Genomic DNA, 12,900 nt, shown 5'->3' on the forward strand with positions numbered 1-12,900 from the left:
AAGGCGCTGTGCGAAGCCGGCGAGATGCAATCCACGCCTTCCGGCACGCCGCGGGTGGCGGCGATTTCCGCATCCACCTTCTTCGCCGGCAGAATGCCGCCGTGGCCGGGTTTAGCGCCCTGGCTGAGCTTGATTTCAATCATTTTCACCTGCGGGCTTTGCGCCTGTTCGGCAAAGCGGCGCGGATCGAAATGGCCGTCGGCGGTGCGGCAGCCGAAATAGCCGCTGCCCAGCTCCCACACCAGATCGCCGTTGTTTTCGCGGTGATAGCGGCTGATGCTGCCCTCACCGGTGTCGTGGTAGAAGTTGCCCTTGGCCGCGCCGAGGTTGAGCGCGCGGATGGCGTTGGCGGAGAGCGCGCCGAAGCTCATGGCCGAAATGTTGAAGATCGACGCGGAGTAGGGCTGGCGGCAATCGGCGCCGCCGATGGTGATGCGGAAACTGGTTGGGTCGGCGGCTTCGACCGGCCGCATGGAGTGGCCGATGCACTCATAGCCGGTTTGGTAGACGTCCAGCAGGGTGCCGAACGGTTTGTCACCCATCTCATTTTTCGCACGGCGATACACCAGCGTGCGCTGGGTGCGCGAAAACGGGATCTCTTCATTATCCTGCTCGAGGAAATACTGGCGCAGTTCCGGGCGGATGAACTCGAAGAAGAAGCGCAGGCGGCCGATGATCGGGTAGTTGCGGCAGATGGCGTGGCGCTGCTGCGTGAGATCGTAGATACCCAGCACCATCAGGCAACCGCAGGCCAGGGCCGGCAGCCAGAACCACGGATGGTTGTGCATCATGATCAAGAAAACCAGGGTGAGCAAGATGCTCAGCACAAAGCAGGTATAGCGGCTGAATAAGGACGACTTCATAACATCTCCTGATGTTTATTTTAATCCACACGACATGACTCACGGATAATCCGTGTGCAAATCGTAACCAACAGGAGAGGATGTTGTGTGTCTGTTGCTGCTTTGTCGCCGGTTGTTACATTAATTTAACCTGGCGGAAGGGGGTTGCCGCGCGGCGTGCCGCGCAACAAGCCAAGATGTTTATTTTCCGGCGACGAAGATGGTGCTCATGCTGCGCAGCCGCAGCTTTTTCATCGCGCTGTATTTTTGCGAGAAGATGGTTTTCGGGTGCGTGCCGCGTTTTTCCGCAATGTGCAGCAGGCTGTCGCCGCGCAGCAGATTGAAGATCACGTCGCTTTCCGCCGGGCTGAGCTCGCGGGTTTTCTGCACTCTGATGCCGCCCGGTTCCTTGCTTTCCAGCAGCCGCTGGATTTTTTCCTGCAGCGAATAAAGCGGAATGCGGGTGGAGACCAACTCAACGGAAATCCCCAGGATCGACAGCAGTTTCACTACGCGCTCGTCGTCATAGAACACCAGCAGGCGCGTCTTGCTGTTGTATTGCTGGTGCAGGGACACCAGGCTTTCTATCACGTTGACGCTCTGTTCCAGGTTTTGCGAGGTGAAAATCAGCGCGATATCGTGCTTGGTGATCTTCTCCGCTTTGGCGCCGCCATGCATGAAATCGGAAAACAGGCGGATATCGTACGCGCCGTAGTGTTTCTTCAGCAGCACCGACAGGCCAACATAGCTGTACTTACACTCACTAATCACAAGAACGTTGTTTTTAGACATAGGGCAAACACCAATACCGAGTTAAAAGTATTCAGCTGTAAGAAGCGAGTTCAAATCCTTGATGCTGGATTCCTTCCACAGCTTTCCCTGCAGTGCGTAATATGGCATTTCATCCAGCCATTTCTTGTGTTCGGGAGTTTCAACTCCTTCGATAATTACCTTGTAATGATTAAGGTAAAAGAAGCGCAGTAACGCGCGCATCAAGCCCTCGCCGCCGGACTTTTTCATAAAGTCCCAAAGCAAAAAACGGTCGAGCTTAACGAAGCGGAACTGGCTGTTGTACAACGCGGAAAAACCCGCATAGCCAGAACCAAAATCATCGAGCCAAAATGAATAACTATTCAATGACGGATCGCCGTGCACGCGATCTTTCACCAGCCGGGTTGAATTCTCGCTGATCTCAAAATGAATACAGCGCAGGGCATTAATTCTTTCGGCAAAGTGAGTATTCGCCAGCGATTGCAGGGAATAATCGTCAACATTCAAAGTGGCTATCACTTGGTTTTCATGAAACCAGTGTTTGTATTTATCGATCAGATTGATCTGATCCATCAAAATCTCAATCCGGGTTGCGCTGTCGGCGTGACGAAAGAACTGTTCAGGAGAAAAATGGGCGTATTCGCTATTAAACGTAAAGCGAGACAGACATTCAACGGCCAGCAATTGTCCCGATTTCGCGAACATTGGCTGAAAAACATAATTAATGCCGTTATTTTTCTCTCTGAAAGAACCGCTCATTTCCCAATCCTTGGATTGATATTTAACTTGTTGATTTTAAATGGTTAAAAAGAAAGTTACTCCAGGTTTATTGGTAAATTTCTTATTTAAAGCGTCAGGATGGCCGAAACGTGTCGACAGACCATTAAACGCGTAATTTGTGCCAAAGTCCAAACGTCGCAATATGTTACTAAGTGTAAATATTCGGGATAATATTCTGATTTTCAGGCCTTAATGCAAAATCTTGAACTCTGCAGCTTTCCCAAACACAGATTATTCCTATTCATATGAATCGTCAACATCGATCGATAGGTATCCGCCGATAGTTTATTCCTATCAAGAGGGGGCTTATGAATGTTTTAAACGATTTAACATTAAGAATATGCTTAGTCTATATTTCGTCCGGCAATGAGTTCATCGAGGCAACGCTCCTTTTCAGCAAGGGAGTGCTATCGCTGAGTGTATGCTCAGTGGCGGCAATATATATATAAGCCCGCCACTGAATCGATTATTTTATTGTTCTATGGAGCTGGAAATGAAAAAAGTATTATTGCCTTTGGCTGCCCTGGTATTGTCTGCAACTGCTTCCAACGCAATGGCAGCAAACGGCAACGTTAAATTCACCGGTGAAATTGTACAGTCCACCTGTAAAGTTGTTGATAAAGACCAGAATAAAGAAGTTTACCTGGGTAAATATCCTACCACCGCTTTCCCAACTGCCGGTTCTACCAGCGGTGCTAAAGCTTTCGATATCAGCCTGGAGAAATGTGAAGCGGGTAACTACACCCTGCGTTTCGACGGTAACACCCCAGCCGGCCACCCAGAGCTGTTGGCTGTAACTGGCGGCGCGACTGGCGTTGGCGTTGAAATTCTGGATAACAACGGTTCTACTCTGCCAATCTCTCAGGAAGTGGCTACCCCAGCTACCGTAACCGTTGCTGCTGATGGCGATAACCCAGGCGCTGCGACTTTCAACCTGCGCGCTCGTTACAAATCCTTCCAGGATCTGGTAACTGCCGGTCAGGCAAACTCTAACGCTACCTTCACCATCGAATACAAATAATTCGCTGGCAGGATAGATAGAGTTATTGGCCAAGGATGGCTAAATTTTGAGAGTTGAGACATTCCGATGAAAAAAATTCTGACTGGTATTTTATTCGCATTCTCTGTTAATGCCTTTGCCGGCATTCAGGTTGATGCGACGCGTGTCATCTATAACAGTGCAAGTAAATCCGCATCGCTCTCAATCAGCAATGACAGCGACGATACCTACATGGTGCAAACCTGGCTGGATACTGGCGATGCAAGCCAGATGCCTAAGAATTTGCCGATCGTGGTTACGCCACCCATTTTGAAGCTGGCTGCCAAGAAAGACGCCATTTTGCGTTTTATCTATTCCGGCAGCGGTTTGCCGCAGGACAGAGAATCTCTGCTCTGGGTCAACGTACAGGAAATTCCGCCAACGCCTAAGCAAGATAACGTGCTGCAGGTGGCGATCCGTACCCGTATCAAACTGTTCTATCGCCCGGATTCGTTGAAAACCAACCTGCAACAGCAGGCGGAAGCGCTGAAGTGGAAGCGCCAGGGCGGCAATTTAGTCGTGACTAACGATGGCCCGCTGTTCGTCACGCTGGGCGTGCTGAACCTGAAGAGCGGCGGCAAGAGCTGGAAAGTGAACGCCGACATGGTCAAGCCACACGACAGCCTGCGCATCTCCCTGCCTCAGGGGGCGCAATCAGCCAACACTATGTCGTTTACCTATATCAACGACTATGGCGGTCACACCGAGATTAAAAACGTCGCACTGAATTGATTTGAAGCACTTCAAGGAATGAAAGAAATGGCACACAAAAGAATAACAACCCTCGCGCCAAAACGTTTGGTGAAGCTGATTAATGGTGTAATTTATTTTTCTGCTGTGCCTTTTTCATTCTCACAGATGGCCATGGCGGAGGAGCAGTTCAACACTTCCTTCATCCATGGCGATGACAATATCGCCCAGGTGGCGTCGTTGGCCAGCGGGGATGATATTCTGCCGGGTAAATATCCGTTTGATATCTATCTCAACGGGCAGCGTATCGATCACCGCGAAATCGAGTTCAAGAAAGAATCCAAAGACTCTCCGGTAGCGCCGTGCCTGACGGCGGTGGACTACCAGGATTACGGCGTAAAGCTGCCCGGCGATCTGACCACCGCCGGTGCCGCGCAATGCTACGCATTGCCACAACAGATCTCCGGCGCCAAGCTGAGCTATGACGCCGCCGTACAGCGTATGGATCTGGAAGTGCCGCAGGTGTTTCTGATCCCGCGCCCGCAAGGCGCCATTTCGCCGAAAGTTTACGATCGCGGCATCAATGCCGGCTTTGTTAACTATAACTTTAGCGGCACTCATAACCGCTACGGCAACAACCAGAACGACAAGACTTCCGACTATTACTTCCTGAGCCTTAACAATGGTCTCAATATTGGCGATTGGCGCCTGCGCAACAACTCGACGTTGAACCAACAGTCGGGCGCCGGTACGCATTGGAAGAATATTTCCAGCTGGGCGGAAACGGACATCGTTTCTCTGCGCAGCCGTCTGGTGATCGGCCAGACCAACACTAATAACAATGTTTTCGACAGCATTCAGTTCCGCGGTGTGCAGATGTCCAGCGCCGACGACATGCTGCCGGAAAGCCAGCGCGGCTATGCGCCGGTGGTGCGCGGTGTGGCGACGACCAACGCGCGCGTTGAAGTGCGTCAGAACGGCTATACCATTTACAGCACCAACGTGCCGCCAGGGCCGTTTGCGCTGACGGACATTTTCCCAAGCACCCTGAGCGGTAACCTGGACGTGACGGTTATCGAAGCCAACGGTTCGAGAACCTCTTTCGTCGTGCCGTTCTCCTCGGTGCCGAACATGCTGCGCGAAGGGATTTGGAACTATCAGCTGACCGCCGGTAAATACCACGACGGCACCAGCCGCTATCAGCCCAAGTTTGTCCAAGGCACCTTGTCGCACGGTATGGCGTATGACATCACGCCTTACGGTGGCGTGCTGGTGGCGGAAAACTACCGTTCAGCGGTCGTGGGCCTCGGTAAAAACCTGGGGAACTGGGGGGCTGTCTCTTTTGATATGTCCTATTCCGACACCAACCTGGTGAACGGCGATGACAAGCAGGGGGAGAGTTTCCGTTTCCTGTATTCCAAGTCGCTCAACGATTGGGGGACGGAATTCCGCATTGCCGGTTACCGTTACTCGACCTCCGGCTATTATGATTTCTCCGATGCGGTTGCCGAGCGCGAACGCTATGAGAACGGTTATTACCGTAACGATTACTACGATCAAAACGATCGCAACCTGGGCGTGCCGGACTGGGCGGAATCTCGCCGTCGCAGCTATTACACCAGCCGTTTCAACAACAAACGCCAGCGCGTTGAGCTGTCTGTCAACCAGCGCATCGCCGGTAATTCGACGCTGTACGCCAACCTCAGCAACCAGTCTTACTGGGGCGGATCCGGCGAAGACCGCACCGTACAAACCGGTTTCAACAGCAGCTATAAAAATATCAGCTATGGCGTCTTCTATCAGGACAGCCGCAGCAACTACGGCTATAAAGACCGCAGCGTCAACCTGACCGTATCGATTCCGTTCAGCTTCTTCAGCAAGGATTCGTCGGACATGACCGCCAGCTTCAACGCCGGCCACAGCAAGCAGAGCGGCAATACCTACAGCGCCGGCCTGAGCGGCACCGCGCTGGATGACAACCGCTTGAACTATGCGGTGCAAAGCGGTCATGATCGTTATTCGGGCCAAACCAGCTCGGCCAACGTCGGTTATCAGGGCAGCATGGGGACCATCAATGCTGGTTATAGCTACAGCAAAGATTATCAGCAGTCTTCGTTGGGCGTGGCGGGCGGCATCGTCGCACACTCCGGCGGCGTGACGTTGACCCAGCCGCTGCAGAATACGTTTGTGCTGGTGGAAGCCAAAGACGCCAAGGGCGTTCGTATCGAAAACCAACCGGGTGTCGCCATCGACCGCTTCGGTTACGCGGTGATGACCTCTGCGTCGCCATACCGCCATAACCGCGTGGCGCTGCGCACCGAAGATATCGGCAACGGCCTGGATATCCCGATGGCGGCGAGAGACGTGGTGCCGACTTACGGCGCAATCACCCGCGTGAAGTTTGAAACGCACACGGGCCAAAGCCTGTTGGTACACAGCAAGATGGCCGACGGCAGCGTACCGCCGATTGGCGCCAACGTCTTCAGTGCGGACGGCAAGAACAACGGTACTGTCGGTACCAACGGCGATATTTATATTTCAGGGGCTTCCGCAGGGGATCGCCTGCTGGTGAAATGGGGCAACGACGCGGGCGAAAGCTGTTCACTGGTGGTGCCGGAATTGAAAGCGGCGACCGAACAGCTGATGGGTTATCAGGAACTTTCGCTGACCTGCGGAAAACCGTAAAAGGAAAGGATATGTCTTCTTTGTTAAAGCACAAGAATCTCGGGTTGGCGGCTGGGCTGCTGGTCACGCTGGGCGCGTTTTCGCAGAGCAGCTATGCGCTGTCGTGTAAGCAGAACGGCAGCATTCGCCAGGATATCGTGCTGGATAAAGCCATCAAGGTGTCGACCGCCAATACCGCGCCGGGCGCGTTGCTGTGGCGTTCGCAGACCTTTACCTCGACCTTCCAATGTACGGATGACTGGAACAACCCGAAAGGGGAAAATGCCTACCTGTACTGGGATCCGCAGTCCCGGATGAGTCAGATCCATAATTCGATCGAAGTGGGTGTCACTTATCAGGGGATCGATGTCAAACCGACTAAAGGCGCACGTCAGGACGTCGGTCCCGGCACGGAATGCCGCCGTTCGGGCAGCCGTTGTTTGTCTCCGGCCAGATCGCTGACGGTAACCGTGTCTTACGCCATCTATATTAAAGCAACCGGCAAGGCGCCGCCGGCCGGCGGCAAGATCAACGACAACAACTCGTACTCGGTGTTCCAGGTTGATGGCGTCGGCGGCTTGAACGGCACGCCGAACAGCAACTTTAACGCCTACATTTCCGGGCTGGGCAACATTCAGTTTATTTCCTGCAACCCGAAAATCACCGTGGTGGCCAACAACGGTTCGACGGTGAACTTCGGCACTATCCCGCGTCAGAATGCGGTGGTGGGCAAAATCGAGAAACAGGTGCCGTTCTCGGTGGCCGCCAATATGTCCGATCCGACGACCGGACAGGACTGCCAGGGGGAGACGCTGCAGGCCAGCTTCAGCAGCACTTATCCGCTGCAGGATAACAGCGTGATCCTGCCGACCAGCGACAGCGGCTTCGGTATTTTGATCTCGCAGGCGGCGACGCCAAATACGCCGATCATGATGAACAGCCCGGTCGATCTGGGCCTGGTCAACGGCACCATCGTTGAAAAGAACTTTATGGCCAGCCTGAAATGGTTGAGCACCAACCCGAAAGTGGGGCCGTTCAGCGCATCGGCGAATATTGACGTCACCTTCAAATAATTCGGTGCCTGGTCAATAAAGAAAGGGTTCAGTTCTCGCGAACTGAACCCTTTTTTGTGCCTTATACCGCGCTGATCAACGCAGCCCCATCCAGCTGGTGCAAACGCCTTCCGGCGGTTTGCCGGCGTACCAACGGGGCAGCGTAGGGGCATCATGGCGCGGTTCGGCCTGCATTTCTATCGGCTGCGCCGGCCATTCTGCGACGTCCCAGCGGGTGGTGCGGCGATACACTGCTGGGGTTTTGCCGAACTGTTTCTTGAAGGCGCGCGAGAACGAAGGCTGAGAGTCGAAATGGTATTGCAGGGCGATATCCAGGATCGGGCGTGGGGTGGAGCGCAGCGCCTGCGCCGCCTGCGACAGGCGCCGCTCGCGGATATAACTGCCGAGCGCGTGGCCGGTGGTGCTGCGGAACATGCGCTGCAGGTGCCATTTGGAGTAGCCCGACTTGGCGGCGACGTTATCCAGCAGCAGCGGCTGATCCAGATGAGTTTCAATCCAGTCTAGTAAATCGTGAATGATATTGACGCGATCCATGGTTTTAGTTCTCCCGCAAAAACGACATTCAGGTCACAGTGACTTAGCTTAATTATCCAAGTATATTCTTTGATAATAGGCGTGAGTGCGCCGTTACGCAAGGGTAAACCGGGGGTAAAAAGGTGGCCAAAAATGCTCTTTGAATGGCAGGGGGATAAAAGAAAGGCCGCATAAAGCGGCCTTTTAAGTAGGAAGTGACGGAAAATCAGTTAGTTTCTGGTTTCACTTCAATGTAGTTCAGACCCAGTACGCTGCTGGTGTAACCGCGGATCTTGTTGGTCATCTCGATATCGCCGTTCAGCTTGTGGCCGTAGGACGGGATGATCTCTTTCAGCTTGCTCTGCCATTCCGGCGTCGCCACTTTGTCTTTGAACACGGTTTCCATCAGGNGGAAGCGCCCGGCGAAGCGCCCAGCAGAGCGGCGATGCTGCCGTCTTCAGAGCTGACGACTTCGGTGCCGAACTGCAGCACGCCGCCTTTATCCGCGTCTTTCTTGATGATCTGCACGCGCTGGCCTGCGGTCCACAGCTTCCAGTCTGCCTGCTTGGCGTCTGGGAAGTACTCTTTCAGCGCGGCGAAGCGATCGTCGTCGTTCATCATCAGCTGGCCGACCAGGTATTTCACCAGATCGAAGTTATCCAGACCGACGTGGGTCATCGGCATCAGGTTCGAGGTGCTCAGCGAGTGCATCAGATCGAACAGCGAACCGTTCTTCAGGAACTTGCTGGAGAAGGTGGCGAACGGCCCGAACAGCAGCACGCGCTTACCGTCCAGCATGCGGGTATCCAGGTGCGGCACGGACATCGGCGGCGAACCTACGCTGGCCAGGCCATACACTTTGGCCAGGTGCTGGTTGGCGATCGCCGGGTTGGTGGTGACCAGGAACTGGCCGCCGACCGGGAAGCCGCCGTAGCCGTCGGCTTCAGGGATGCCGGATTTCTGCAGCAGGGTCAGGGATGCGCCGCCTGCGCCGATGAACACGAACTTGGCGTTAACGGTGGTTTCTTTGCCGTCGCGGTTCAGATCGGCAACGGTCACGCTCCAGGTCTGATCGGCGTTGCGCTTGATGTCGCGCACTTCGTGGCTCAGGTTCAGTTTGAACTTGTCGCTGGCGCTCAGCGCGTCAACCAGCTGGTGGGTGATCACGCCGAAGTTAACGTCGGTACCCAGCGGCATGCGGGTCGCGGCGATTTTCTGCGCCGGATCGCGGCCGTTCATCACCAGTGGCGCCCACTGTTTGATTTGCGCAGGATCTTCGGAGTATTCCATGCCGCGGAACAGGGTGCTGTGCTGCAGCGCCGCGTAGCGTTTACGCAGGAAGTTGACGTTGTCGTCGCCCCACACGAAGCTCATGTGCGGCACGCTGTTAATAAAGGATTTCGGATCTTTCAGGACATTGTTTTTCACCTGATAAGACCAGAATTGACGGGAGATTTCGAAAGACTCGTTGACCTTCACCGCCTTGCTGATGTCGATGGTGCCATCGGCTTTTTCCGGCGTGTAGTTCATTTCGCTGAAGGCGGAGTGGCCGGTACCGGCGTTGTTCCAGCCGTTGGAGCTCTCTTCCGCCACGCCGTTCATGCGCTCATACATGTCGATGGTCCAGGTCGGCTCCAGCTCATGCAGATAGGTACCCAAGGTGGCGCTCATGATGCCGCCGCCGATCAACACCACGTCGACGGTTTTATTCTTCTCTTCAGCCGCCGCCTGCTGCGCAACGCCAAACAGGCTGAGACTGAAAATCAGGACGAGTAATTTTCTCATTGAATTAAATCTCTTGTGTGTAAATTCTACTCATTGCAGGTGAAAGAATTTAGCGGGAGTTACCCTGGAAAATAATGAAGCCGACCGCCCGGCGTGAGCCGATAGGCAGCGATAATGCCTTTTTGTTAATAGGGTATTTAACGAAAAGTGAACTATTGCAGGCCGTCCGGGTGCAAATTGATCGGTTCACGTTACTGGCGGGGTATTATTGTTTGCGAGAATGTTAAAAACTACTTTTGTAACTAAAAAAAATGAATATAAGCAAAAATAGGCCGGTTGCTGTCGCAGTAATAAACAAAGAGGGGGGAGAGGCCGTATAACCGCGTTATTTTAGGGGGTTAATTGTCGCGCAATTAAACGTTATTTCGTTATCACACAATAATTGCGGTTAAATTGCAAATACCTATCGGTAACCAATAATAAATGGCCGCCGTTGCGGGCGGCCATCGTGCGGCAGGCGGTTACTGGATGCCCATCGCATCGCGCATGGTGAAGAACAGATCGGTCTGATCGGTCAATCCCACCACGTTGGCGGCGTGCGGGCCGTAGGCCGCGACGCGCAATTGGGTGCCGGTGTGCCCCTGCGATTCTTCTTCCGAGTTGCCGTAGCTGAGGGTCATCGGCGCGCCGTCTTTGGTGGTCAGCAACTGGGTCAGGCCCGGCGCTTTGGCGCCGGCGGCGACGATCTGGCTGGAGTGCGCATGGTCGGCGGTGACGATCACCAGCGTGTTGCCGTCGGCGCGGGCGAAGGCCAGCGCTTTTTGCACCGCTTCGTCCAGATCGACGGTTTCACCAATCTGCCCGCACGGGTTGGCGGCGTGATCCTGCTTATCGATCGACGCGCCCTCGACCTGCAGGAAGAAGCCATTCGGGTTATCTTTCAACAGCGCGATCGCTTTTTCGGTCATCGCCGCCAGCGTTGGCGTGGCCGCGGTGCGCGCCGGGTTGTTTTCGCAGGTTACCGCCGGCTTGTCGAGGTTGCCGTGATAGCTGGCTTTCGGCCCCAACCAGCGCACCGGCATGTTGCCGTCGGCGAACAGGCCCAGCAGCGGTTTTTGCTGGTTGGCCAACGTAACGGCCTGCAGTTCATCCGCGTTGCTCACCCACTGGTAACCCTGCGCCGCCGCCTGATCTTTCAGCGATTTTCCTTGCCATTCGCCGCTTTTCGCCAGCTGGTTAAAGGACTTCGCGCCGCCGCCCAGCGTGACGTCGGCGCGGGTTTTCAGCAGCTGCTCGGTGATGGAGCCGCGGCCGCCGTTTTCCAGCGCGTTAGCGGCGCATTTCTCGCTGGTTTCCTCCGGGCCGTAGCATTTGCGCGAGGTGACGTGCGACACCAGCGCCGCCGGCGTAGCGTCTTGCAACTCGGCGGTGGAGACGTTGCCGGTGGCCTTGCCGGCCGCTTTGGCGATCTCCAGCAGCGTCGGCTGATCTTTACCGTTCACGTCCACGCCGAGCGCGCCGTTATAGGTTTTCACCCCGGTGGTCCAGGCGGTGGCGGAGGCGGCGGAATCGGTCACGTAATCCGGCTTGCGGGTTTTCTTGTCCAGCGAGTAGTGGGTGTATTGCCCGGTCAGCGGCAGGGCGTCGATGCCCTTGAAGTAACCGCCTGCGCCTTCAGCGTAGTTGCGCGCGGCGGTGATCTCGGAATCCCCCATGCCGTCGCCGATCAGCAGTATCACGTTTTTCGCCGTTTTGTCCGACAGCGACGCCTTCAGCGCGGCGGTCTGATCGCCGGCCAGACGACGGGCGCCGCCCGGTTCGGCGAGGTTGCCGCGTGCGGCGCGCTCGGTCAGGCCATCAGCATTGGGCGAGGTTTCCGCCGCGATGGCGGAGGAACAGAGCAGGGCGGACAGCACGGCGCCGGCGAGCAGGGATACAGCAGGTTGCATGGGGTAAGCTCCTTGTCGTAATACAACAATATAAATAACATCAAATTGTTACGTAAGGAGAGTAGAGCAGAGGGATGACAATTTTATGACAGCGAAAGGCGGGATGGCCCGGCGGCCACCCCGTTTGGCGTCTCAGGCCGTGCGCGCCGGAATAGCCAGCCCGCGCTGCACCGCCGGCCGCGCCAGACCGCGCTCCAACCACTGTGCGACACGCGGGAAACTGTCGAACTCCACCAGTTCGCGCGCCTCATAGAAGCCGATCAGGTTGCGCACCCAGCCCAGCAGCGAGATATCGGCGATGGTGTACTCCGCGCCCATGATCCAGTCGCGGCCCTCCAGGCGCGTTTCCAGCACGCCGAGCAGGCGTTTCGATTCGTTTTTGTAGCGCTCCAGCGGCCGCTTGTCTTCATATTCGCGCCCGGCGAATTTATGGAAGAAACCGAGCTGGCCGAACATCGGGCCGACGGCGGCCATCTGGAAGAACACCCACTGAATGGTTTCGTAACGCTGCGCCGGATCCTGCGGCAGGAAACGGCCGCTCTTTTCCGCCAGGTAGAGCAGAATGGCGCCGGATTCGAACAGCGGCAGCGGCCGGCCGCCGGGGCCGTCGGGATCGATGATCGCCGGGATCTTGCCGTTCGGGTTCAGCGCCAGGAATTCCGGCGTCCAGGTCTCGTTGTTGCCGATGTCGATCAAGTGCGCTTCATAAGGCAGGCCGATCTCTTCCAGCATGATGGACACTTTGACGCCGTTCGGCGTCGGCAGAGAGTAGAGCTGCAGCCGTTCCGGATGTTGAGCCGGCCAGCGTTTGACGATCGGGAATTGGGTGGAATCGAGCATGGAAACTCCTCGGG

At 55.5% G+C, this 12,900-nt stretch carries 10 protein-coding genes and 1 pseudogene; 4 read left to right on the plus strand and 7 right to left on the minus strand.

The window, feature by feature from the left end; genetic code table 11:
* From ADK28_RS15850 to ADK28_RS15860, 3 genes are all read right to left on the minus strand, one after another.
* Nucleotides 1-863: FMN-binding glutamate synthase family protein (locus ADK28_RS15850; RefSeq protein ID WP_048796064.1), on the minus strand; the 863-nt coding region annotated here is incomplete at its 3' end.
* A 180-nt stretch (nt 864-1,043) separates the two neighbouring features.
* Nucleotides 1,044-1,634 carry a LuxR family transcriptional regulator gene (locus ADK28_RS15855; protein WP_004939094.1) on the minus strand — a complete coding sequence of 197 codons (591 nt, stop codon included), beginning with the start codon at nt 1,632-1,634 and terminating at the stop codon, nt 1,044-1,046.
* Between the two features lie 21 nt (nt 1,635-1,655).
* A complete protein-coding gene (locus tag ADK28_RS15860; RefSeq protein WP_016928483.1) occupies nt 1,656-2,372 on the minus strand; it encodes an EAL domain-containing protein in 717 nt (238 codons plus the stop codon).
* 514 nt (nt 2,373-2,886) lie between these two features.
* Here ADK28_RS15860 and ADK28_RS15865 point away from each other — a divergent pair.
* The 4 genes from ADK28_RS15865 (at nt 2,887) to ADK28_RS15880 (ending at nt 7,859) form a co-directional block, all read left to right on the plus strand.
* Nucleotides 2,887-3,414 carry a fimbrial protein gene (locus ADK28_RS15865; protein ID WP_004939088.1) on the plus strand — a complete coding sequence of 176 codons (528 nt, stop codon included), beginning with the start codon at nt 2,887-2,889 and terminating at the stop codon, nt 3,412-3,414.
* A gap of 66 nt (nt 3,415-3,480) precedes the next feature.
* Nucleotides 3,481-4,164 (plus strand): fimbrial biogenesis chaperone, encoded by a 684-nt coding sequence (locus ADK28_RS15870; protein ID WP_016928482.1) that lies wholly within the window; start codon nt 3,481-3,483, stop codon nt 4,162-4,164.
* Between the two features lie 27 nt (nt 4,165-4,191).
* Entirely contained in the window at nt 4,192-6,807 is a 2,616-nt protein-coding gene (locus ADK28_RS15875; protein WP_033640906.1) for a fimbria/pilus outer membrane usher protein, read from the plus strand.
* Between the two features lie 11 nt (nt 6,808-6,818).
* Entirely contained in the window at nt 6,819-7,859 is a 1,041-nt protein-coding gene (locus ADK28_RS15880; RefSeq protein WP_016928480.1) for a fimbrial protein, read from the plus strand.
* A gap of 75 nt (nt 7,860-7,934) precedes the next feature.
* Here ADK28_RS15880 and ADK28_RS15885 read toward each other — a convergent pair whose 3' ends face one another.
* From ADK28_RS15885 to ADK28_RS15900, 4 genes and pseudogenes are all read right to left on the minus strand, one after another.
* Nucleotides 7,935-8,393 carry a helix-turn-helix domain-containing protein gene (locus ADK28_RS15885; protein ID WP_004939075.1) on the minus strand — a complete coding sequence of 153 codons (459 nt, stop codon included), beginning with the start codon at nt 8,391-8,393 and terminating at the stop codon, nt 7,935-7,937.
* Nucleotides 8,394-8,598: 205 nt separating this feature from the next.
* Nucleotides 8,599-10,157 (minus strand): annotated as a pseudogene (gene mqo, locus ADK28_RS15890) (malate dehydrogenase (quinone)).
* Nucleotides 10,158-10,618: 461 nt separating this feature from the next.
* Nucleotides 10,619-12,046, minus strand: a complete 1,428-nt coding sequence (gene phoA / locus ADK28_RS15895; RefSeq protein WP_033640903.1) for an alkaline phosphatase — start codon at nt 12,044-12,046, stop codon at nt 10,619-10,621.
* A gap of 132 nt (nt 12,047-12,178) precedes the next feature.
* A complete protein-coding gene (locus ADK28_RS15900; protein ID WP_033640902.1) occupies nt 12,179-12,886 on the minus strand; it encodes a glutathione S-transferase N-terminal domain-containing protein in 708 nt (235 codons plus the stop codon).
* Between the last annotated feature and the right edge of the window lie 14 nt (nt 12,887-12,900).

Source organism: Serratia sp. 506_PEND (assembly GCF_001076875.1).
In the GTDB taxonomy this organism is placed as follows: domain Bacteria; phylum Pseudomonadota; class Gammaproteobacteria; order Enterobacterales; family Enterobacteriaceae; genus Serratia; species Serratia marcescens.